Origin of the sequence: Klebsiella sp. JB_Kp042 (assembly GCF_040065275.1) — a bacterium.
Lineage (GTDB): Bacteria > Pseudomonadota > Gammaproteobacteria > Enterobacterales > Enterobacteriaceae > Klebsiella > Klebsiella quasipneumoniae.
In genome coordinates this window covers 60,214-82,030 of record NZ_JBEAJL010000015.1, presented here as the reverse complement: position 1 = coordinate 82,030, position 21,817 = coordinate 60,214, and the positions used below count along the sequence as shown (strand labels likewise).

The window sequence follows — 21,817 nt, the reverse complement described above, 5'->3', positions numbered from 1 at the left end:
TACCCTACAAGTAATTATTGTTCATAACGAAAGCGGAATTTTTCTTGTTCACTTGCCGCTTTCGCCAGAATCCACTGCCGGAAAGCGGCTATTTTACCCAGTTCTGCCTGACTGTCATGGCAAACAAGGTAAAACGCATTCTTACTGACCAGAACATCATTAAACGGACACACCAGGCGACCGGCCTCAATTTCGGACTGCGCCATGACGTTATTGGCCAGCGCCACGCCCTGCCCATGAATGGCCGCCTGCAGCACCATCGCGCTGTGGCTGAAAATCGGTCCCTGCTGCACATTAATATGGCTTAGACCCAGCTGGCGGGTATAAGTTTGCCAGTCGCGGCGGGACGCATCGTGAAGCAGCGTATGTTGCGCCAGATCGGCAGGCGTTTTCAATGCCTTGTCGCCGGTGAGCAGCAGCGGGGAACAGACCGGCAGCAGATACTCGGCGTACAGTTTTTCCACACGCAGGCCCGGCCAGTTGCCGCGACCGTAAAAAATCGCCACGTCGACATCGTCCGCCAGCTTATCCTCCTGACGGTCCACCGCCTGGATCCTGACGTCGATTCCCGGATAAGCTGAGTTAAAGCTTGTGAGTCTCGGCACCAGCCACTGGATGGCGAAACTCGGCAATAAACTGACCGTTAAGGCCCCTTTGGCGCTGCGCGCCTGCAGTTTACGCGTCGCTTCCGTCAGTTGCGAAAAAATCTCTTTAATATCCTGAAAATAGCTTTGCCCTTCTTCCGTTAACAGCAGCGAACGATTGCGCCGACGGAACAGCTTAAGGCCCAGAAAATCCTCGAGAGACTTGATTTGGTGGCTGACTGCGGCCTGCGTCACAAAAAGCTCATCGGCTGCCCGAGTGAAGCTGAGATGGCGTGCGGCTGCATCAAAAACACGTAATGCATTCAGAGGAGGTAATCGCTTCGACATGGTTATTCTGGCTTAGATGTTAACTCAATTTAACAAATAGGAAACAACGGTTAACCTATTAGTTTTTTTTATCTGAGCCATTATAAATTGTCCGTTGAGGTTCTACCAGCAAATACCTATAGTGGCGGCACTTCCTGAGCCGGAACGAGAAGCTTTTTTTGGAATGCGTGTTCCATCAAGCTTTTGGCTTACGGTTGTGATGTTGTGTTGTTGTGTTTGCAATTGGTCTGTCTTTGCAGACCCTGGTAGCAAGGCTACCCCTTTTCACTTCCTGTACATTTACCCTGTCTGTCCATAGTGATTTAATGTAGCACCGCAACGCGCGGTGCTTTTTTTTGCCTTTTTACTGCCTTACTCGTCCAGCTCACCCAGCTGTTTCACGTCAGAGCGATTGATCTGCTGTTTGTTGCCCCACGCGTCCTTATACGAGATCATGCCAGTATCATTATCGGTTTGCGGTTTCCCGTCGGTGACGATGGTCCGCCCATCATTGGTATGCATCACATAGTTAGAGGAACAGGCGCTCAGGCCCAGAGTCAGCATACAGGCAGAGATAATCGCAGCGGCCTTAGTCATTTTCATTTTTCTCTCCTTACGGCTATTTATACTATTCGTGACTCGTTAAGTAATAGGTTAAAACACAAACCCAACACTTTTCAGCATAACCCTCTTTGCCCCATGTGGAGTCACATTCGGACAATTCCACAGGACGCAGAGGCCTTGTCACGCCCGGCAAATTGCGCGACGATCGCGGTATTGATACGAGGAATTCCATGAACGCATTCAACCCTGCGCACTTTCGCGCGCAGTTTCCGGCTCTGGCCGACGCCGGCGTCTATCTCGACAGCGCGGCGACGGCGCTCAAACCGCTGGCGGTCATTGAGGCCAGCGACCAGTTTTATCGCCTGAGCGCCGGCAACGTCCACCGCAGTCAATTCGCCGCCGCCCAGCGGCTGACCGAGCGCTATGAGGCGGCCCGCGAGCGCGTGGCGGCATGGCTGAACGCCCCCTCCGGCAAAGATATCGTCTGGACGCGGGGGACCACGGAGGCCATCAATATGGTGGCGCAGAGCTACGTCCGGCCGCGGCTGCAGCCTGGCGATGAAATTATCGTCAGCGAAGCCGAGCATCATGCCAACCTCGTGCCCTGGCTGATGGTGGCCGGGCAGACCGGCGCCAGAGTGGTCAAGCTGCCGCTTGGCGCCGACCGGCTGCCGGATATCGCCAGCCTCGGCGCGCTCATCACCCCGCGCAGCCGGGTGCTGGCCATCGGGCAGATGTCCAACGTCACCGGCGGCTGCCCGGACCTGGCGCAGGCCATCCGCCTTGCTCACGCCGCCGGAATGGTGGTGATGGTCGATGGCGCCCAGGGGGCGGTGCATTTCCCCGCGGACGTGCAGGCGCTGGATATCGATTTTTACGCCTTTTCCGGCCATAAGCTGTATGGCCCGACCGGGATCGGCGCCCTGTACGGTAAAAGCGAACTGCTGGCGGCGATGTCGCCCTGGCTCGGCGGCGGGAAGATGATCGCCGAGGTCAGCTTTGACGGCTTTACGCCGCAGCCGGCACCCTATGGCCTTGAGGCCGGTACGCCCAATGTCGCCGGGGTGATTGGCCTGAGCGCCGCGCTGGAGTGGCTGGCGCAGAGCGATATCGGCCAGGCGGAAAACTGGAGCCGCAGTCTGGCGAGCCTGGCGGAAGAGGCGCTGGCGAAACGGCCGGGCTTCCGCTCTTTCCGCTGCCAGCAATCAAGCCTGCTCGCCTTTGAGTTCGACGGTATTCATCACAGCGATCTGGTGACGCTGCTGGCGGAGTCCGGCATTGCCCTGCGCGCCGGGCAACACTGCGCCCAGCCGCTGCTGGCGGCCTTAGGGGTCAGCGGCACGCTGCGGGCCTCTTTCGCCCCCTACAATACCCAAGACGATGTTGCGGCGCTGGTCCACGCGGTGGATCGCGCTCTGGAAATTCTGGTGGATTAATGACAACTCTGCATCCCTTCGGCACGACCATTACCGACGCCACGCTGCGCCAGACCTTTGCCCCGCTGAACCAGTGGGAGGATAAATATCGGCAGCTGATTTTATTGGGCAAAAAGCTGCCGACGCTGACCGATGAGCGCAAAGCGCAGGCCCGGGAGATTGCCGGGTGTGAAAACCGCGTCTGGCTGGGCTATGAGGAGGATGCCGAAGGCAGGCTGCACTTCTTTGGCGACAGCGAAGGACGGATTGTGCGCGGTCTTTTGGCCGTACTCTTAACCGCCGTGGAAGGAAAAACCCGCGCCGGGATCCTGGCCGAGGATCCGCTGGCGCTGTTCGACGAGCTGGGGCTGCGCGGCCAGCTGAGCGCCTCGCGCAGCCAGGGGCTCAGCGCCCTGAGCGAAGCGGTGCTCGCCGCCGCCCGCGAGGTTGAGGTTTAAGCTCATCCCGGGGCGGCGCTTGACGCGCCTTGCCCGGGCTACGGGTTCGTGCGGTTTTGTCGCCCGGACCGGTGCCTCCGGGGAATTGTCTTGTAGCCCGGGTAAGGCGCCTGCGCCGCGACCCGGGAATTTACGCCGTCTGCCGCTCCGCCTTCGCCAGCATTTTCTTCAGCGCATGGGATACTGCGACAAAGCCAAAGGTCGCGGTCACCATCGTCGCCGCGCCAAACCCGGATGCGCAGTCCATCCGCTTCGGCCCTTCCGCCGTGCTCTTCATCGCGCAGACGCTGCCGTCCGCCTGCGGGTAGACCAGCGCTTCGGTAGAGAAGACGCAGTCCACGCCGAGCTTGCCTTTGCTGTTTTTCACCACCCCAAACTGGCTTTTCAGCCGCTCGCGCAGTTTGGCCGCCAGCGGATCCTGGATGGTTTTCGCCAGATCGGCGACCTGGATTTGCGTCGGATCGATTTGTCCGCCCGCGCCGCCGGTGGTGACCAGCGGCACCTTATGGCGACGACAGTAAGCGATTAACGCCGCTTTCGGCCGGACGCTATCGATGGCGTCGATGACGTAGCTGAAGCCGGCGCCCAGGTATTCCGCCACGTTTTCCGGGGTCACGAAATCATCCACTACCGTCACCCGACACTCCGGGTTGATCAGGCGAATACGCTCCGCCATCACTTCGGCTTTCGCCAGCCCGACGTTGCCGCTGAGGGCGTGGATCTGGCGGTTGGTGTTGGTCACGCAGACATCGTCCATATCGATAAGGGTGATCGCCCCGATGCCGGTTCGCGCCAGCGCTTCCGCCGCCCACGAGCCGACCCCGCCGATGCCGACCACGCAGACGTGGGCGTCGGCAAAACATTGCAGCGCTTTTTCACCATATAAACGTGCCGTACCGCCAAAACGCTGGCGCCAGGCATCGCTGATTACAACAGACATATAACCTCAGAATTAGTGGACATTCCCGGGTCGCGGCGCAAGCGCCTTACCCGGGCTACCGTAGCCCCGGTAAGCGCAGCGCGACCGGGGAAAAGAACGTGAGTACTAGCCGCTAAAGACGTTGCCCGCGCCCGGGGCGTTTTTCAGCACCCATACGCGGCCATAGTGGTTATACCAGCCGGCACGGTGGCCTGCGTCAGGCCCAATGCCCTGATAGATGTCGAAATGCTGGCCTTTGATGGCCCCGCCGACATCGAGGGCGACCATCAGTCGCAGTTCGTATTGGCCGTTAAACTTGCCGTTATTATCCAGCAGAGGCACCTCGGCCAGCAAGGTGGTTCCCGGCGGAATAATCGACCGGTCGGAGGCCACCGAGGCGCGGCCGATCAACGGCACGGCGCTGGCCCCTTTCACCGGCGCGAAAGACTGCGGTTTAAAGAACACGAACGACGGGTTCTGCTCCAGCAGCTCACGCACTTCCGCTTCGCTGTGCTTTTCACCCCACTCGCGGATCGCCTGCATCGACATATCTTCTTTCTTCACTTCCCCACGGTCGATCAGCACTTTGCCGATGCTGCGATAGGGCCAGCCGTTTTTCCCGGCATAGCTAAAGAAGTTGAGCGGCGAACCATCGCCAAAGTCGATATAACCGCTGCCCTGCACGTCCATGATGAAGTTATCCATCAGCGAGTTGCTGTACGCCAGCACATAGTTATCGCTCAGCGCGCCGGCATAAATGCTGGCGCGGGACGGCAGCTTGCCGCGCTTCGGCGGCATCCGGTAAATGGGGTACTGGAATTCGCCCTGGCGGGTGTGGCGCGCCTGCACCACCGGCGTGTAGTAGCCGGTAAACTGGACGTTGCCATAGTTGTCGGTGCCCTGCATCTGCCAGGCGTCGATGCCAAACTGGCGCAGCGTACGGGTGTCGCCGCCGGCGCGCAGCCACTCCTGCAGCGCGTTATAGACGTTGCTTTGGCTGTTATAGAGGCGCGGCGAAGCGTTACGAATTTGATTAACCTGCTCGGAGAAGTCGCCGGCATTGATCGGCGCCCCGACGGCATCCGGCTGGTTTACCAGTGAAAACGGCTGGGTGAACTTGCCATCGCTATATTGCTGACCGCGGTCGGTCGGTTTTGAGGAACAGGCGGCGAGCATGGCCAGCATTGCCCCCGTCGCTACATATTTTGCCCAACGTCCTTTCATGGTGTCTCATCTTTTGCTGCGAAGCCTTAGTGCGTGTTGAAGATAACAAAGCGCCGGGGCTATTGAAATGCGCGATCTCATCGATGGCACAGATTTGTGTAAAAAAACACCACAACATGGCGTTTTATAAGCCAATTCTTACAAAAATGTCGATTTGGTCGAAAAAAGGTTGCATCATCTCGCTAGCGGAGTATAGTGCGCTTCCACGGACGCGGGGTGGAGCAGCCTGGTAGCTCGTCGGGCTCATAACCCGAAGGTCGTCAGTTCAAATCTGGCCCCCGCAACCAATTAAAATTTGATGAAGTAAAGCAGTACGGTGACGCGGGGTGGAGCAGCCTGGTAGCTCGTCGGGCTCATAACCCGAAGGTCGTCGGTTCAAATCCGGCCCCCGCAACCAACATTACAAACACCCTCCAGGGTGTTTTTTTGTTTCTGCGCTCCGCGAATCTGCTACAGAATTCCGGGAACGGCGCAGCGCCGCTCCCCCACCTTCTCAGCCCTTCGGCAACACAATATTGCTCGCCGCCAGCATCCCCATTTCGTGATACATCGCGCAGGCCGCTTCCACGATCGGCATCGCCAGCGCCGCGCCGCTGCCTTCGCCCAGGCGCATCCCCATGTTGAGATACGGTTCCAGCTCCAGGTGCGCCAGCGCGATACGCGCCCCCTTCTCCGCCGAATAGTGCGACGGGATAAGATAGGGTTTCACCTGCGGCGCCATTCGGCACGCCGCCAGCGCCGCGGCGTAGGAGAGGAAGCCATCGAGCACCACCGGCAGACCGCAGGAGGCCGCGCCCAGCATTACCCCCGTCATCCCCAATAAATCAAAACCGCCCACTTTCGCCAGCACGTCCAGACCATCATGCGGATCGGGGCGGTTAACGGCGATGGCTCGTCGTACCACCTCAACTTTATTGCCGACCTTCGCCAACGGCAGATTAGCGCCAATGCCTACCACCTCCTGGGCATCGCTGCCGGTCAGGACGCTGACGATTGCCGCCGCCGGGGTGGTATTGGCCATTCCGAGCTCCCCGACGCCAAACAGGGTGACGCCATCCTCCGCCAGCCCCCGGGTATAGCGCATCACCTCCAGCAGCAGCTCTTCCGCCTGGCTGCGGCGCATTGCCGGACCGACGGCGATATTGCCGCAGCCGCGCGCCACGCGCATGTTGATGACGCCCGGTATCAGCTCGGCATCGATTCCAACATCAATCACGTACATCTTCGCGCCCGCCTGCGCCGCCAGTACGCAAACACCGGTTTTGCCCAGCTTCATATTCGCCGCCTGAATTGCGGTCACCGCTTTTGGCGAAATGGCGACCCCTTCGTCCCACACGCCGTGGTCGGCGCACATCACCAGCAGCGCCTTTTTTTTCACCTGCGGCACACCTTCAAGACCGGGCATGCCCGCCAGCTGCACGGCAAGATCTTCAAGGCGTCCAAGGCTGCCGGGCGGTTTCAGCAGACCATCAATATGAAGCCGGGCGCGCGCCATCGCGTTTTCATCAGGCGCCGGGATCGCGCCCAGTAGAGAGGTTAAGCTTTGCATAGAGGTTCTCGTCTTGTTGGCTGGCTCATGGCAGAGCCAGCAGGAAGAATAACGCCCGTTACGGCGCGCCTGGCCTATTTGATTTTTACGCCAATGCCCGACACCACCAGCCACACCTCGTCCGCCGCCGCCGCCAGGCGCTGGTTGACGCGCCCGGCGATATCGCGGAAATGGCGGGCAAGACGGTTTTCCGGCACAATCCCCATCCCTACCTCGTTGGTCACCAGCACCACGCGGGCCGGGCAGCGCTGGCAGGCGGCAATCAGTACCGCGATTTCGGCGTCGATCGCCCGCTCCATCGCCGCATAATCCCAGCCGTCCGGCGAGCTGTCGCCCCCCAGCGCAAACAGCAGGTTGGTCACCAGGGTGGTGATGCATTCCAGCAAAATCGCCTCCTCCGGGGCGATATCCGGGGTGATCAGCTCATCAAGCTGCCGCCAGCGCTCGGCGGTGTGCCAGTGCGCGGGCCTGCCGTCGCGGTGGTGCTGGATCCTCGCCGCCATCTCGTCATCAAAAACCTGCGAGGTGGCGATATACAGTACCTGCGGCGCATGGGCGATCAGCGCTTCGGCATGGCGGCTTTTACCGCTGCGCGCCCCGCCGGTCACTAAAGTCAGCATACGGGCTCCTGATGTTGGCGCATGATGGCGTAGATTTTTTCGATATCAATATGCTGACGCATCGCGTCCGCCAGCAGATCGAACTGGCGCGATTTATACTGCGCATACTCGAAATCGCTATCCAGCGCCGCCAGCCCTTTACGCTGGCGCAGGCCGTTAACCAGCGCGCGGGTAAAGGCATCGCTATCGAACAGGCCGTGCAGATAGGTGCCAAACGCCAGGCCGTCATCGCTGACCGCGCCGTCCGCCACGCTCAGGCCGCCTTTATGTAATTGCATCAGCGAACGACAGCCGTCGCGCAGCTCGGTTTCGCCCATATGAATTTCGTAGCCGCTTACCGCCAGCCCCGCCGTTGCCGCCAGCCACGCCGGCAGCGCCGGAGCCAGAGTCGCCGTGACCTGGGTCGTCGTTTTGCTGTGCGCAAAGTGGGTGACGGTATTGAGCAACCCCAGCCCCGGCTGGGTGCCAAGCCCCGACTCCACCTCATCGATAATGGTTTCGCCGAGCATCTGATAGCCGCCGCAGATCCCCAGCACCGGTACGCCCTGACGCCGGGCCTGCAGTACCGCATGCGCCATGCCGCTCTCGCGCAGCCAGCCCAGGTCGCCGAGCGTATTTTTACTGCCCGGCAGGATCACCATATCCACGCCCGCCAGCTCCTGCGGCTGGCGAACATAGCGGACGCGGACGTCCGGCTGCGCCGCCAGCGCGTTGAAATCGGTAAAATTAGAGATGTGCGGCACCTGAATCACGGCAATCTCAATATCGCGCCTGTCGGTGCGCAGATATTTCCCTTTTTGCAGCGCGACGCCGTCCTCATCTTCAAGATCGACGTCCAGCCACGGCATGACGCCGAGCACCGGGACGCCGGTGAGCGCTTCTATCTGCTCGATCCCGGAATACAGCAGCGCCACGTCGCCGCGAAATTTATTGATAATCACGCCCTTGACCCGCGCGCGCTCGCGATCGTGCAGCAGCGCGAGCGTGCCGTAGATAGAGGCGAAGACGCCGCCGCGATCGATATCCGCCACGAGGATCACCGGGCACTGGGCCATCTCGGCCATGCCCATATTGACGATATCGCGATCGCGCAGATTGATCTCCGCCGGACTGCCCGCCCCTTCCAGCACCAGCACATCATGTTCGGCGGCCAGGCTGTTATAAACCGCGAGGATCTGTTCCCGCAGGCGCGGTTTATATTCGTGATAGCTCACCGCGTCCATATCGGTCGCCACTTTGCCCATCAGCACCACCTGCGCTTTACGGTCGCTGGTTGGCTTAAGCAGCACCGGGTTCATGCGCACATCCGGGATAATACCCGCCGCTTCGGCCTGGAAAATCTGCGCGCGGCCCATCTCTTTGCCATCCGGCGTGATACCGGAATTAAGCGCCATATTCTGCGATTTAAACGGCGCGGTGCGCTGCCCGTCCTGATAAAAGATGCGGCACAGCCCCGCGACCAGCACGCTTTTGCCGACGTCAGAAGCGGTGCCCTGTAACATAATTGCCAGCGTCATGACGCCTCCTTCATCGCGTTGCTTCGCATCCGCGTAAAAAATTCTTCTTCGGTTTTACACAGCGGCAGCCCGAGCTGCCCGTGCAGTTTCACCAGCCACGGCTGGGTGAGCCCGGCCTGGGCCATCAGTTCGCTGCGGGCAAACACCTCCCCGGGTTCGCCGTGCGCCAGCACTTCGCCGCGGCGTAAGACGTAAACCGCATCGCTGATTTCATAGATCAGATCGATATCGTGGCTGGAGATCGCCACGTGGTTGCCCCGATCGGCAATACGCTTAATGATGTCGATCATCTGCGCGCGTCCCGAAGGATCGAGACCCGCCGTCGGCTCGTCGAGCAGTAAATAGCGCGCCTGCAGCACCAGCGCGCCGGCTATCGCCACGCGCTTTTTCTGCCCGTGGCTCAGGCACTGAATCGGCTGGTGACGAAACCCCTGGGCATCGACGAGAGTCAGGGCATCGTCCACCCGGCGGGCAATTTCCTCTTCCGCTATGCCCAGGTTCCGCAGGCTAAAGGCGATATCGCTGTCGATATCGGTATAGAAAATCTGCTGGTCAGGGTCCTGGAAAACGGTCGCCACTTGCTGACGCAGCGCCAGCAGGCCGCGCTTGCTGTAGTCCAGCGATTTTCCCTGCCATAGCACCGCCCCGCTCTGCGGGCGCAGCAGACCGCTCAGGTTCATAAACAGCGTGGATTTTCCGCAGCCGTTCGCCCCTACCAGTCCGGTCACGGCGTGATGGGAAAAATCCAGCGTCAGCCCCTTCAGCACCGGCTCGTCCTGATAGCGAAACCAGAGATCGGTCGTGGCAAGCATACTTATCCTTAAAGGTGAAAATCACCCTGATACAGTTTGATATCCAGCGTGGTGCTCATCTGCTGGTAGCGAATCATCACCCGGGTAAACAGCAGTCCTACCAGCATCGCCAGCGAACGATAGCCCTTCGGCACGCTACGGTAGCCAAAACGTAATGTTTGCGCACGGTGAATCGCCAGCGCTTCGTCTAACAGAATAAAAATAAAGCGCCAGGTCAGCAGAATTTGCTCGGTCAGCAGCCGCGGCACCCGCCCGCGCTTGAGCAGCACAATAAGCTGCGGGAACGGCAGATTCAGCACCAGCCAGAAGGTGGACGCCAGCGCCGCCAGGCTGCGCCAGAAGGTCTGATTGGCGGTCGTCAACCCCTCCGACGTGATGCCCAGCCAGACGCTGCCCAGCGGCAGGCTCACCAGCAGATCCTGCGGATTGCGGCTGACGCTGAACACAATGGTCAGCACACCGATCAGCAGGAAGCCAAACGGCAGCGCCATCCAACGGCACCAGCGCCACGGCGAGACCCGCAGCAGCCAGCAGGTTAAGGCGGCAATCAGCGCCATTTCGATACCCTGCCCCAGCGGAGGCAGGGTAAAAGCCAGCACCATCAGCAGCAGCCAGAACAGGAACTTGCGCTCCGGTGCGACGTGAAACCAGCGGCTCTGATAGCTGAGTCGGTCAAACCCGGTCATCACGGCGCTGTCTGCCTTTGCTGTAGCCCAGAATATAGAAAATGACCGCCGCGCCGAGAGAGCCCTGGAGCGTAAACAGCAGGCTCTCAATTTCTCCGCTCGCCGGTTCGTACAGCGGCTGGAACCATGGCTCATAATGCGGCGCGACCACCTGAATCTGGCTCTCCGCCTCGCCGTCCGAGCCGCCGAATTCGCCGCCGTGATCGACAAAGAACGGCAGGATCACCAGCGCCACCACCATGGCGAACAATATCAGCGTCTTTTTCATGTTAATGCCCCTGTGCGGTAATCAGCTGACGTTTGGTCAACTGGTCGTAGATCATGACGGTTAACAGCCCTTCAGCAATGGCGATCGGGATCTGCGTCAGGCAGAAGATCCCCATAAACTTGACGATCGATCCGCTCGCGCCGGCGGCGGGATCCGGAAAGGCCAAGCCGAGCTGTACGGAGGTGACAAAGTAGGTCACCAGATCCGCCAGCATCGCGCAGAGAAACACCCCGACGTCGCGGCGAATGCCCGCGCGGCAGGCCATTTTCCACACCATATAGCCGACCACCGGCCCGATGACCGCCATCGACATGCCGTTCGCGCCGAGCGTCGTCAGCCCGCCGTGCGCCAGCAGCAACGCCTGGAACAGCAGTACGATGGCGCCAAGGATCGCCACCACGCCAGGCCCGAAGAGAATCACCGCCAGGCCGACGCCGGTCGGGTGGGAACAGCTGCCGGTTACGGAAGGAATTTTCAGCGCCGAGAGGACAAAAATAAACGCCCCGCACAGCGCCAGCAGCACCTTCTGATTGTTATCTTCCTGCACAATGCGGCGCAGGCGCACCAGCCCGTACCACAGGCAGGGTAAAAACAGCAGCCACCATGCCAGGGCCCACATCGGCGGTAAAAACCCCTCCATGATGTGCATCGCGAAAGCCTTTTCGGGAACCACTATCAGCAATAGCGCCGCAGCTAACCCGCTGAAAGACAGCTGTTTTAGCTGTTGTTCAAGTTTCATTCTGCATACTCCCACTGTTTATTGACCAGAATGGTCGAGAAATAGGGCAGCGGCTGGTCGTCGCTGACGTCACGGAGATGGCGCCAGCACTGCTCGCCCGGCAGCGTGGCTTCGGACATCATCAGCGCGGCATCCAGCAGACCGTTTTTCGCCAGCAGCGCTTTGATGCGGGGAAACCGCCCGTACACTTTCATCAGCACCAGGCTTTCATGCTGGCGCAGCGCCTGCTCGATTTCCGTTTCCGGCGCGGTGCAGGAGATCACCGCCAGCGATTGCTGCTCCATGGCCAGCGGCGTTTTTGAACGCGCGGCAATGGCGGCGAAAGAGGTGACGCCAGGAACAATCTCCAGCCACTCCGGGCAGCCGATACGCTGGAGTAAGAACACCCAGGTGCTGAACAGCATGGCGTCGCCGAGGGTAATAAACCCGACCTGCTTGCCCGCTTCCACTTCCTGAACCAGCGCCGCGGCAACCTCATCCCACACCGCCTCTTTTTCCGCGCTGTCGGCGCTCATCGGGAAATGACAGCAGCGCACTTCGGTCCGTTCGCCGATATACTCGCGCACGATGGAGAGCGCGAGGCTGTCGCCGCCTTTACGTCCGGCGGGCGCGTAGAGAATGTCCAGCTTGCCCAGCACCCGCGCCGCGCGCACGGTGATCAGGTCGGCGGCGCCAGGGCCGGTACTTAAGGCATACAGTTTGCCGCTCATGCCGCCTCCTCCATTGCCAGGCTCAGCGCCTGCTGCAGGTGAGCGACGAACATTGCGCGCACCGCCGGATTCTCTCCCAGCCCGTTCAGCCAGGGCGTCGCCGTGATACCGGCGGCGTTGAACAGCGTTTTCCAGGAGTCCTCTTCGTCCGAGGCCATATCGTTAATGGCGTGATCGCCGGCCACCAGCATCAGCGGCATCAGGTGCACGCCCTTCACCCCCTGCTGGCGCAGGCTATCGATAAGAATATCGACTTCCGGATAGCTCTCGACCGCGCCGACCCGCGCCGGAAATCCCTTCGCCGTCATCATATGATCCAGACAGGCGTAGGCGGCGAAAGCGTGATGGCTGGCGCCGTGGCCCATAAAGACCACCGTTTCATCGGCAGCAAGCGGCGGCATCTGCTGGCGCAGCGCCTGCATCAGCTGGACATAATCGTTATGGCTGCTCAGCAGTGGCGCCCCCAGCGTCAGGCGGAGGAACAGCGGGCGCAGGCTTTGCACTTCGCGGACGATCTTTTCATACTCATCGCCGTTGATAATGTGCAGCGACTGAATCGCCACATCCTGGTAGCCCTGCTCGGCCAGCTTCTGCAATGCCTGTAGCGGCGTATCAATCTCGATACCGTCGCGCTGCTTGAGCTTGCGGATAATCATCCCGGAGGTGAAGGCGCGAAAGGTGTCGCGGTCCGGGCAGCTGGCCGCCAGCTCGCGCTCGCAGGCGACGATATTCTTTTCACAGGTGTCGTGATAGCTGGTGCCAAAACTGACCACCAGAAGCGCTTTTTTCATTTCGGACTCCTTAAGCAGCGGCCAGCCAGCGCGCTAAGCGCCGGGCAAAGGCAGCCTGACTTTCCAGTAACTCTTCACCCGTCACCAGCGGCGCCGGGCGCGTAATCACGATGCAGGGGATACCGGCATCCAGACAGGGTTGTACTTTTTCCTGATAGCCGCCTTCGGCGCCGGAGGCTTTGGTGATCACCACGTCGGCCCGGCACTGGCGGTAGAAAGCGGCGTTGAATTCGGCGCTGAACGGCCCGCACAGGGCGAAAATCTCGCCAACGCCAAACCCCAGCGCGGCGCATTGGGCGATGACATCGGCGACCGGCAACACCCGGGCCAGCAGCGTTTTGTCGCCTAATCCCGCCCGCCAGCGCGCCAGATCTTTACTTCCCGTGGTGAGTAGCACGCGCTGGCCGAAATGCCGCGCCACCTCGCAGGCTTGTTCAATGCTCTCCACGGTATAGAGCAGCGGATGCGTCAGGCCGCTCAGCTGCTCCGGGCGCTGATAGCGGCTCAGCAGCACGCCGGCGGTTTCACAGGCCCGGACGATATTGCGGCTTACCGCTTCGGCGTAGGGGTGCGAAGCATCGATCACCCAGCGGGTCCGGTTAGCTTTCAGCCAGGCGATCATCTCCTCCAGCTCGAGGCGCCCGCAGCGCACCTGGCCGCGAATATCCCCCGCCAGCTGCTGGCCGGTGGGCGTCGCCACCGACAGGGTGTAGGGGATCTGCGCCGCGTCAAGCTGCTGACACAGCGCCCTCGCGTCGCTGGTTCCGCCCATCACCAGCACCTCGCCGTGGCTCACAGCACGTAGCCTCGCGGCGTGATCATCAGGCCATCCTGGATATACGTCGCTTTGTTGCCGACGATCACCAGGCTGGTCATATCGACCGGTGCAAAATCCATCTCCCCCAGGGTGGTCAGCCATTTCTCCTGTTTTTTACGTCCGGCGGATTTCACGACCCCCACCGGGGTCTGCGCGCTTTTACTGGCCGACAGCAGCTCAAAGGCGCGCGCCAGATGGCCCTCGCGGCCGCGGCTGCGCGGATTGTAAAAACAGATGACGAAGTCGGCTTCCCCGGCGGCGACAATGCGTTTTTCAATCACCGGCCACGGGGTCAGCAGGTCGCTGAGGCTGATATGGCAGAAGTCGTGCATCAGCGGCGCGCCCAGCAGCGAGGCGGCGGCAATGCTGGCGGTCATTCCCGGGATCAGGCGGACTTCCACATCCAGCTTCTGCTTGCTGACCAGTTCAAGCACCAGGCCGGCCATGCCGTAAATACCGGCGTCGCCGCTGCTGATCAGCGCCACGTTGTGCCCGGCCTGCGCCAGCTCAATCGCCGCCTGGCAGCGCTCAATCTCTTTGCACATCCCGGTTTTGATCACCTGCTTATCGCCGGTAAAGGCTTTCACCAGGTGCGTGTAGGTCTTATAGCCAACGACGATTTCCGCCGCCTGCAGCGCTTCAATGGCCTCCATGGTCATCATGGACTGCGAGCCAGGGCCGATTCCGATTACGCTTAACATCAGTGTGAAACTCCCAAAGTAATAGTGACGCCCTGTTCGCGCAGGGTTTCGCCTAACAGTTGCCCATGGCTCAGCAGCCAGGCCGCCGGACCGGATACGCTCCCCACGCCGACGGTTTTTCTGACGAACGATGAAGCGGGAAAGTGATGCTCATGCTCGCGCAGGGCATCAGCGGGAAAGGTTTCGAACGGTACGCGACAGCAGGAAGCCAGCTGAATCAGCCCCTGCTCGTGCTGCTTCAACGTGACGCTGCCGATAGCTTTCAGCGCCAGCGGATCCAGGCGCTGCGCCTCAAGCTGGCGCGCCAGCAGCGCCGCTAATAGCGGGAATGGCGTATCGCGGCGGCAGCCAATGCCGGCGACCACCCGCTGCGGCACCAGCTTCCAGTGCGGGACGGCGATCGGCGGCAGTTCGTTGCGCAGCGTGACGCAGACCAGCGCATCCAGCTCGGGAAGCTGGTGCAGATCGGTCACGGTGATAAACCCCCGCCGGTCGCAGTGGCGGACGTCTTCATCCAGCTCGTCGTCCCACCACAAACCGACGCGCTGATGGCTGACCAGCATCTGGTTGATGGTTTTCACCGCCGCGCGAAAGTCGCTCATCCGGGCATTAAGCTGGAATGCCAGCGTATCCAGGGCCGCCAACTCGTTGACGTCGGTGGCGGTGGTGATCACCGGGTCGGCGCCGAGCATCCCGGCCAGATAGCGGCTCAGGGCATTCGCGCCCCCCGCATGGCCGGAAAGCAGGCTAATGACGTGCTGGCCGCGTTCGTCGATCACCACCACGGCCGGGTCGCTGAACTTATCATTCACCAGCGGGGCCAGCACGCGTACCGCGATCCCGGTGGCGCCGATGAAAATCAGCGCCGAATAGCTGCTGAAGGCCTCCCGCGCGGCGCTGGCAAAACCGTTTTCAAAGGGAAGAAACCCCTCTTCCAGCAGCTTCTCGCTGGTAAAGCAGGTTAACGGCAGCATCGCCGCCAGCCGTTTCGCCAGCCGAACGCCCCCTGGTGTCAGGCAGAAAAGCGCGATTGATTCAGGCTTTACGGTATTCATGGCTAAAGTCCGCCGCGTAGAGTTTTGAGTAGTGATACTCAGCGCCCAGGAAATTCCCGACCAGAATGAGCGCCGTTTTGCGGATCCCCGCCTCGCGTACCTTGTCGCCGATATCCGCCAGCGTACCGCGTACGGTCTGGCTTTCCGGCCAGGTCGCTTTATAGATAACCGCCACCGGCGTGGTTGCCGGATAGCCGCCTTCAATCAGGCGCTCCGCTACCCGGTGAATGCGCTGCACGGAAAGGTAAATCGCCATTGAAGTCTGGTGGCTGGCAAATGATTCAAGCTGCTCGCGCGCCGGTACCGGCGTGCGCCCTTCAAGGCGGGTGATGATCAGGCTCTGGGAGACTTCCGGCACGGTGTACTCGACGCCCAGCTCCGCCGCCGCGCCCAGAAACGCGCTGACGCCCGGCACCACCTGCCAGTCGATACCGCGTTTGGTCAGCTCTTCGCCCTGCTCGCGGACCGAGCCGTACAGCGACACGTCCCCGGTCTGTAAACGCACCACCGTTTTCCCGGCTTTAACGCCGGCTTCCATCAGGTCGAGAATTTGCTCCAGATGCAGTTCGGCGCTGTCGTGACACTCGGCGCCGGGCGGACAATACTCCAGCAGCTCGGTGTTTATCAGCGACCCGGCGTAGATCACCACCTGGGCCTGCTGCAGCAAGCGGTAGCCCTTGAGGGTAATTAGCTCACGGTCGCCCGGCCCTGCGCCAACGAACCACACACTACGGGGGTCAAATGTCTCAGCCATGGTTTTCTTCCTTCTGACAGGCGATAACAAAAACGGGATTATTCGGTTTGAAATAGTGGCCGCTGCCCAGCGCGGTCAGCGATGAAACGTTCAGCAGCAGGCAATCAATCTGTGTAATCCCCCGCTGCTGCAGATAGTCGAGAGCCGCGTTCAGGTTCTCCTGCAGGATAAAAGTCATCACCAGACGGCCGCCGGGATAGAGCTGCTGCCACGACCAGTCAATCAGTTCGTCGAGACGGCCGCCGCTGCCGCCCATAAAAATGGCGTCGGCCCGCTCGGTAATCACCATCGGCGCTTCACCGGGCAGGATCTCAATATTGCCGCAGGTGAAATGCTGGCGATTTTCGTCCAGCAGCCGGAGAGCCGCGGGGTTGCGTTCGATGGCGGTTACCTGCAAAGAGGGATACTGCAGCGCCGCCTCAATCGACACGCTGCCGGTACCGGCGCCGATATCAATCAGGTGGCTTGCCCGGTGCAGTTCAAGTTTGGCCAGCGCCAGCGCGCGAACCGCTTCTTTGGTCATCGGCACCTTCTCGCCGCGCAAAAAAAGCTCATCTTTCATCGAGGATCACCACCGCGTTCATCTCATATTCGGCATCGACCTCACTGACCGGTAGCCAGTGGATCCGCTCGTTATCCATCGCCAGATTTTCGCCAATCACCATCCAGCGATACCCTTTACCCCGCGCCGCCAGCTGGGCGGCGATTTCCCGCGGCCCGCAGCGCCCGTCGGTCACCATCGCCACCTTGCGCTGGCGCGCCAGCTCATCAAAACAGACGTCCCGCCCGTGGCTGCTGGTCAACCAGATATCGTTCATATCGATACCGGCCTTCGCGCAGAGATACTGCACCGCGCTGATGCCGGGGATAATGCGCACGCGCTCGATGCCAAAGTGGGCGATCAGCCGCGTACCGATCCCGTAAAACAGCGGGTCGCCGGAGGCCAGCACCACCACCTTCTGCGCTGCGCGTTCGCCGAGCCAGACCAGCAGTTCGGCAATATTGGCGCCCAGCGCAAACTGTTCGCCGTCAAACTCAGGGAACTGCTGCAAATGCCGCTTGCCGCCGACCAGCGCGTCCGCGCTGGCGACCGCGTCCCGCGCCGCCGGCGTCATCAAATGCAGGCCTGACGGCCCCATGCCAACCACCGTTAACATGACATCTCCCGCGCAATCTCGGCGATCGGGCGATTGCTGCCGAGGACCTTGTTATCAAAGGAGAACATGATGGCGTCGCAGACGGGCGGCGTTTTGGTAAAGCGCAGCATCTGCATCACCCGCAGGCAGATGCGTTCAGCAAGATGGTGATAGATATGCTGAAAACCGTACGCGTCGATGTGCTCCATCGCCGCTTCGGTGGTATCGCATTCGCTTACCAGCTGCAGCAGCGCCAGCGGCGCGCCCAGCAGCGCCAGATGCGCGACCAGGGTTTCCATGCGCGCATCGGCGATATGGCTGTGGGTGTGGAAGATCCCGGCGGCGACTTTAATCAGCTTGCCGGGATGGCCAATCAGCACGATCTGGCGGAACCCGAGGCGGACGGCCTCTTCAATCATGTAGCCGACGAAGTTGCTCATGGTGACCACCACCTGCGAGTCGATGCCCATCTGCTCGCGTACGAAGCGCTCGCCGTGGTTGCCCGGCACCAGCACCACCCGCTCCAGCCCCGCCGCGCGCTTAATTTCCAGCTCCAGCGAAAGCGAACGCTTCCAGCTCTCTTCCGACATCGGCGTCACGATACCGGTGGTGCCGATAATCGAGATACCACCCAGGATCCCGAGCCGCGAGTTATAGGTTTTCTGCGCCCGCGCCTCGCCCTCCGGGGCGAAAATGTCTACCGTCGCCCCACGCGACGGGCCTATCGCTTCGCGCACCGCCGACTCAATGGTGTGGCGCGGGGTGCGGTTAATCGCCGGGCTGCCGATGGGCAGGCCGATCCCTTTGCGGGTGACTGTGCCAATACCTTCGCCGCCGCGCAGGGTTATCTCGCCGGAGTCGTCGAGCGTCACGCGGGCGAAAATCAGCATCCCGTGGGTGGCGTCAACGTCATCGCCGCCGTCTTTACGAATCGCGGCGATCGCCTGCTGCCCTTCGACGTGCGGCGATTCGACGTTAAGGCACAGGGTGACGCCGGAAGGAGTCACAATGGAGACCTGATGAATGAGGTGCTGGCGCATCACCATCAGCGCCGCGACCTTTGCCGCCGCCGTCGCGCAGGATCCGGTGGTATAGCCTTTGCGCAGCGCCTTGCCGTTGTGCCACACCGGGGCGTCGAAGGATTGCTCGCTCATCTCGCCCCCTGTAAGTGGTACAGAATGGCGTTGACGATAGCGGCGGCGACGTTGCTGCCGCCTTTACGACCCAGCGCGGCAATGCCCGGCAGGCCGCTCTGCGTCAGGGCCTCTTTCGACTCCGCCGCGCCGACGAAGCCGACCGGCACGCCAATCACGCCGTTGACCGCGACATCATGCTCCAGCAGACGAAACAGCGCGGTGGGCGCATTGCCGAAAACAAACACCTTCTCGCCCTCTTCGGCAACCGCAATATCGACCGCCGCCATCGAGCGGGTCATCCCCTGCGCTTTGGCCTCCGCCGCCACCCGCGGATCGCTGATATAGCAGCGGCACTCGCCGCCGAATTTCGCCAGCAGGGTTTTATTGATCCCGGAAAGGGCCATGGTGGTATCGGTATAAAGCGTGCAGGGCTGGCTCAGGGCGGCGCTTAAGCGAGGAAGCACGTCGGGTGAAAACCACAGGATATCCAGCCAGTCAAAATCGGCGGTGGTGTGGATCACCCGCTTGATAATGGCTTCGTGTAGCGGGCTGGCAAAGCGGTAGTCCGGGCGGGTCTGCGCAATAATGTCGCCAATAATGTCGAAGCTTTTCGCCTCAATCGCCTGCGGTTGCTGGATATAGTGCATTCATTTGTCCTCAGGCAGCGCCGACCAGCCAGAACCGGACCGCCATAAACAGCGCCAGCGCCAGGGTCGAAGACACCCACATCAGTCGAATCGTTCGGGAAATATCGTCTACGGAAATATCGCGCGTCGCCTCGCCAATCCACGGCTTCTCCACGCGCTGTCCAAAGTAATCGTTAGGGCCGCCAAGCCGGATGCCGAGCGCCCCGGCGACGGCGGCCTCCGACCATCCGCAGTTTGGGCTGCTGTGGTTGTAGCGGTCACGCCAGCCGATGCGCAGCGCGCGGCCGCCCGCTTCACCGCAGAGGAGCGCGGCGAGGCTGATAAGCAGCCAGCTCAGGCGAGCGGGGATAAAGTTGGCGACATCATCGAGGCGAGCGCTGACCATGCCGATGGCGCGGTATTTTTCGTGCTTATAGCCGACCATCGAATCCAGGGTGTTGACCGCTTTATAGGCCATCGCCAGCGGCGCGCCGCCGAGCAGCAGGAAGAAGAGCGGCGCGATAATCCCGTCAACGGTGTTCTCCGCGACGGTTTCCACCACCGCGCGATTAATCTGCTGCGGCGCAAGCTGCGTCGTGTCGCGCCCGACAATCCATGAGAGTTTGACGCGGCTTTCCGCCAGATCCCCCGCGCGCAGCGGGCGCTCGACGTCCCGCGCCGACTGCGCCAGGCAGCGTCCGGCCAGCACGGTGAAAATCATCCAGACCTCAACCAGCCAGCCAAGCCACGGATGAATCCTCTGCGCCAGCGTCAGCACGCCCCAGCAGACGCTCCACGTTAGCCCGACCACCACCAGCCACATCACCCCGCCGCCGACGCGCAGGGCGACATCGCTGCGGCAATAGCGGCGCACGCCGCGCTGAACGGCGGCGATCAGGCTGCCAATCCAGCGCACCGGATGCGGCCAGCTCTGCGGATCGCCGATGATAAAATCGAGGAGCCAGGCAACGCCCCATGCCAGCAGCGTCATAGCGCGCTCCTTGCCGCAGCCAGCCAGTGGTTAAGCATGGTGGGGCGCTGCGCAAAGTGCAGGTGCAGATAGCTGGCGAACGTGTTGCCCACCTGCCAGCCGCCGGACCACTGCTGAAGGGTCATACCGTCGCGGACCTTGCGGCAGGCCAGAACCGCCGGGGACTCGGGAGTAAAATCCGAGTAGTGAAATTCATGCCCGCGCAGGGTTTCGCCGGGCGCCGCCAGCAGCGTTTGCCGCATCGCCCGCGCCTCGCAGTAGCCAAAGCGGGTAAGCCGTTTGCCCATTTTGCTATGGCCGGGAATAAGGTTGGCCATCGGGTAGATATCACCGCTGGCGTCTTCCAGGGAGCTGCCGAGATACATCAGACCGCCGCATTCAGCGTAAATCGCCACCCCGCGCCGGTGCGCCTCCCGCAGCAGCGCCAGCATCGGCGTATTGGCCGCCAGCGCGGCAGCATGAATTTCCGGATAGCCGCCGCCGAGCCAAATCATCTGGCACGGTGGCAGCTCGCTATCGCGCAGCGGGCTGAAGCGCACGATATTCACTCCGCAGCGTTCAAGCAGCGAGAGGTTATCCGGGTAGTAAAAGTTGAAGGCCTCGTCGTCGGCCAGCGCCAGCGTCAGGCCCGCGCCAGCATCAGGGGACGGCAGCGCCGGCCACTCCCCGGTGGGCAGAATGGAGAGCTGGCTGAGGGTAAGAAGCCGTTCAATATCCAGGGTTCGCGCCAGCGTATGGGCAAAATCGCGCCACGGCTGCTGGTTAACCAGCGACTCGCGAGCGGTAACCAGCCCCAGATGGCGTTCGGGTAACGCCACCCCTTCCATTCGCGGTACGTAGCCGAGCACCGGCAGCCCGCAATAGCGTTCAATGGCGCCTTTGAGAAGCTGATAATGGGATTCGCTGTTGACGCGGTTGACGATAACGCCGGCAATGTTGAGGCTGGGGTCGAAGTGTTGAAATCCCATCACCGTGGCGGCGATGGAGGTGGAAACCGCTTTGCCATCTACCAGCAAAATGACCGGACAGCCGAGCTGTTTAGCCATCGCGGCGGTGCTACAGTAGCCCGGGTCGGTACCGAAGCCGTCATACAGCCCCATCACGCCCTCAATGACCGCGATATCCGCCCGCTGCATCTGTTCGCAAAATAGCGCGTTAAGCACCGGCTCCGGGAGCATAAAGCTGTCGAGGTTGCGGGAAGCGACGCCGCTGACGGCGGTGTGCCAGCCGGTGTCGAGGTAGTCCGGGCCGACTTTGCAGGGCTGAACCCGCATGCCGCGCTGCTTCAACAGGCTGAGCAGACCAAGCGTAACGGTGGTTTTACCACAACCGCTGCCGGTACCTGCGAGAATAAATGCGTGCTGCCTGGCTGCCATACCCCGATCCTGTGCCGGGTGGTAGGGCTGCGTGCATTCCCA

At 61.3% G+C, this 21,817-nt stretch carries 25 protein-coding genes and 2 tRNA genes; 4 read left to right on the top strand and 23 right to left on the bottom strand.

The genetic code is table 11. From position 1 onward, the window contains the following. Positions 1–14 precede the first annotated feature (14 nt). On the bottom strand, positions 15–932 hold the full coding sequence (gcvA, locus tag ABLV54_RS04685) for a glycine cleavage system transcriptional regulator GcvA (RefSeq protein WP_002915545.1): 918 nt from the start codon (positions 930–932) through the stop codon (positions 15–17). A 351-nt stretch (positions 933–1,283) separates the two neighbouring features. Further along, the gene (locus ABLV54_RS04680; protein ID WP_002915549.1) at positions 1,284–1,508 is read right to left on the bottom strand and encodes a YgdI/YgdR family lipoprotein; all 225 of its coding nucleotides are present in this window, start codon (positions 1,506–1,508) and stop codon (positions 1,284–1,286) included. Positions 1,509–1,705: 197 nt separating this feature from the next. On the opposite strand from ABLV54_RS04680, the gene csdA reads away from it, so the two are divergent. Then, a complete protein-coding gene (gene csdA / locus ABLV54_RS04675; RefSeq protein WP_101881253.1) occupies positions 1,706–2,911 on the top strand; it encodes a cysteine desulfurase CsdA in 1,206 nt (401 codons plus the stop codon). Further along, the gene (csdE, locus tag ABLV54_RS04670) at positions 2,911–3,348 is read left to right on the top strand and encodes a cysteine desulfurase sulfur acceptor subunit CsdE (RefSeq protein WP_023290863.1); all 438 of its coding nucleotides are present in this window, start codon (positions 2,911–2,913) and stop codon (positions 3,346–3,348) included. The genes csdA and csdE overlap by 1 nt, the downstream gene beginning before the upstream one ends. 130 nt (positions 3,349–3,478) lie before the next feature. Here the strand turns inward: csdE and tcdA are convergent, their stop codons facing one another. Both tcdA and mltA read right to left on the bottom strand, forming a co-directional pair. Continuing rightward, entirely contained in the window at positions 3,479–4,288 is an 810-nt protein-coding gene (gene tcdA, locus ABLV54_RS04665; protein ID WP_049013567.1) for a tRNA cyclic N6-threonylcarbamoyladenosine(37) synthase TcdA, read from the bottom strand. Positions 4,289–4,393: 105 nt separating this feature from the next. Next, complete coding sequence (gene mltA, locus ABLV54_RS04660; protein WP_008806279.1) at positions 4,394–5,491, bottom strand: murein transglycosylase A; 1,098 nt, start codon at positions 5,489–5,491, stop codon at positions 4,394–4,396. Positions 5,492–5,701: 210 nt separating this feature from the next. Between mltA and ABLV54_RS04655 the strand changes: the two genes are divergently transcribed. Further along, positions 5,702–5,778 (top strand) — tRNA-Met (locus ABLV54_RS04655). A gap of 33 nt (positions 5,779–5,811) precedes the next feature. Beyond that, positions 5,812–5,888 (top strand) — tRNA-Met (locus ABLV54_RS04650). Between the two features lie 96 nt (positions 5,889–5,984). On the opposite strand, the gene cobT is transcribed toward ABLV54_RS04650, so the two are convergent. The 19 genes from cobT to ABLV54_RS04555 all read right to left on the bottom strand — a co-directional run bounded on the left by cobT (position 5,985) and on the right by ABLV54_RS04555 (position 21,775). Beyond that, positions 5,985–7,040, bottom strand: coding sequence for a nicotinate-nucleotide--dimethylbenzimidazole phosphoribosyltransferase (gene cobT / locus ABLV54_RS04645; protein ID WP_101881254.1), 1,056 nt, complete (start codon positions 7,038–7,040; stop codon positions 5,985–5,987). A 74-nt stretch (positions 7,041–7,114) separates the two neighbouring features. Continuing rightward, entirely contained in the window at positions 7,115–7,660 is a 546-nt protein-coding gene (gene cobU, locus ABLV54_RS04640; RefSeq protein WP_048335167.1) for a bifunctional adenosylcobinamide kinase/adenosylcobinamide-phosphate guanylyltransferase, read from the bottom strand. Next, positions 7,654–9,177, bottom strand: coding sequence for a cobyric acid synthase (locus ABLV54_RS04635; RefSeq protein WP_048298154.1), 1,524 nt, complete (start codon positions 9,175–9,177; stop codon positions 7,654–7,656). Before ABLV54_RS04635 ends, cobU begins: the two co-directional genes overlap by 7 nt. Next, positions 9,174–9,989, bottom strand: coding sequence for an energy-coupling factor ABC transporter ATP-binding protein (locus tag ABLV54_RS04630; protein ID WP_101881255.1), 816 nt, complete (start codon positions 9,987–9,989; stop codon positions 9,174–9,176). The genes ABLV54_RS04635 and ABLV54_RS04630 overlap by 4 nt, the downstream gene beginning before the upstream one ends. An 8-nt stretch (positions 9,990–9,997) precedes the next feature. After that, the gene (locus tag ABLV54_RS04625; protein ID WP_101881256.1) at positions 9,998–10,675 is read right to left on the bottom strand and encodes an energy-coupling factor ABC transporter transmembrane protein; all 678 of its coding nucleotides are present in this window, start codon (positions 10,673–10,675) and stop codon (positions 9,998–10,000) included. After that, entirely contained in the window at positions 10,662–10,943 is a 282-nt protein-coding gene (locus ABLV54_RS04620) for an energy-coupling factor ABC transporter substrate-binding protein (RefSeq protein ID WP_004105092.1), read from the bottom strand. The genes ABLV54_RS04625 and ABLV54_RS04620 overlap by 14 nt, the downstream gene beginning before the upstream one ends. A 1-nt stretch (position 10,944) precedes the next feature. Then, positions 10,945–11,682 (bottom strand): cobalt ECF transporter S component CbiM, encoded by a 738-nt coding sequence (gene cbiM / locus ABLV54_RS04615; RefSeq protein ID WP_064155013.1) that lies wholly within the window; start codon positions 11,680–11,682, stop codon positions 10,945–10,947. Beyond that, complete coding sequence (locus ABLV54_RS04610) at positions 11,679–12,392, bottom strand: cobalt-factor II C(20)-methyltransferase (protein WP_049013370.1); 714 nt, start codon at positions 12,390–12,392, stop codon at positions 11,679–11,681. Before ABLV54_RS04610 ends, cbiM begins: the two co-directional genes overlap by 4 nt. Then, positions 12,389–13,183 carry a sirohydrochlorin cobaltochelatase gene (locus ABLV54_RS04605; RefSeq protein WP_044524585.1) on the bottom strand — a complete coding sequence of 265 codons (795 nt, stop codon included), beginning with the start codon at positions 13,181–13,183 and terminating at the stop codon, positions 12,389–12,391. Before ABLV54_RS04605 ends, ABLV54_RS04610 begins: the two co-directional genes overlap by 4 nt. A 10-nt stretch (positions 13,184–13,193) precedes the next feature. Beyond that, positions 13,194–13,979: a cobalt-precorrin-6A reductase gene (locus ABLV54_RS04600; RefSeq protein WP_101881257.1), complete on the bottom strand. Its 786-nt coding sequence runs from the start codon at positions 13,977–13,979 to the stop codon at positions 13,194–13,196. Beyond that, positions 13,976–14,701, bottom strand: coding sequence for a precorrin-3B C(17)-methyltransferase (locus tag ABLV54_RS04595; RefSeq protein WP_004105101.1), 726 nt, complete (start codon positions 14,699–14,701; stop codon positions 13,976–13,978). Before ABLV54_RS04595 ends, ABLV54_RS04600 begins: the two co-directional genes overlap by 4 nt. Then, positions 14,701–15,756 (bottom strand): cobalt-precorrin 5A hydrolase, encoded by a 1,056-nt coding sequence (cbiG, locus tag ABLV54_RS04590; RefSeq protein WP_101881258.1) that lies wholly within the window; start codon positions 15,754–15,756, stop codon positions 14,701–14,703. Before cbiG ends, ABLV54_RS04595 begins: the two co-directional genes overlap by 1 nt. Next, entirely contained in the window at positions 15,737–16,510 is a 774-nt protein-coding gene (locus tag ABLV54_RS04585) for a cobalt-precorrin-4 methyltransferase (RefSeq protein ID WP_087849640.1), read from the bottom strand. Before ABLV54_RS04585 ends, cbiG begins: the two co-directional genes overlap by 20 nt. Then, positions 16,503–17,072, bottom strand: coding sequence for a decarboxylating cobalt-precorrin-6B (C(15))-methyltransferase (locus ABLV54_RS04580; protein WP_004105104.1), 570 nt, complete (start codon positions 17,070–17,072; stop codon positions 16,503–16,505). Before ABLV54_RS04580 ends, ABLV54_RS04585 begins: the two co-directional genes overlap by 8 nt. Beyond that, positions 17,062–17,667, bottom strand: a complete 606-nt coding sequence (locus tag ABLV54_RS04575) for a cobalt-precorrin-7 (C(5))-methyltransferase (RefSeq protein WP_101881259.1) — start codon at positions 17,665–17,667, stop codon at positions 17,062–17,064. The genes ABLV54_RS04580 and ABLV54_RS04575 overlap by 11 nt, the downstream gene beginning before the upstream one ends. Then, positions 17,661–18,800, bottom strand: coding sequence for a cobalt-precorrin-5B (C(1))-methyltransferase CbiD (gene cbiD / locus ABLV54_RS04570; protein ID WP_101881260.1), 1,140 nt, complete (start codon positions 18,798–18,800; stop codon positions 17,661–17,663). Before cbiD ends, ABLV54_RS04575 begins: the two co-directional genes overlap by 7 nt. After that, positions 18,797–19,429, bottom strand: a complete 633-nt coding sequence (locus ABLV54_RS04565) for a cobalt-precorrin-8 methylmutase (RefSeq protein ID WP_065812361.1) — start codon at positions 19,427–19,429, stop codon at positions 18,797–18,799. Before ABLV54_RS04565 ends, cbiD begins: the two co-directional genes overlap by 4 nt. Positions 19,430–19,439: 10 nt before the next feature. Then, a complete protein-coding gene (cbiB, locus tag ABLV54_RS04560; protein WP_065812362.1) occupies positions 19,440–20,399 on the bottom strand; it encodes an adenosylcobinamide-phosphate synthase CbiB in 960 nt (319 codons plus the stop codon). Continuing rightward, a complete protein-coding gene (locus tag ABLV54_RS04555; RefSeq protein ID WP_101881261.1) occupies positions 20,396–21,775 on the bottom strand; it encodes a cobyrinate a,c-diamide synthase in 1,380 nt (459 codons plus the stop codon). The genes cbiB and ABLV54_RS04555 overlap by 4 nt, the downstream gene beginning before the upstream one ends. Between the last annotated feature and the right edge of the window lie 42 nt (positions 21,776–21,817).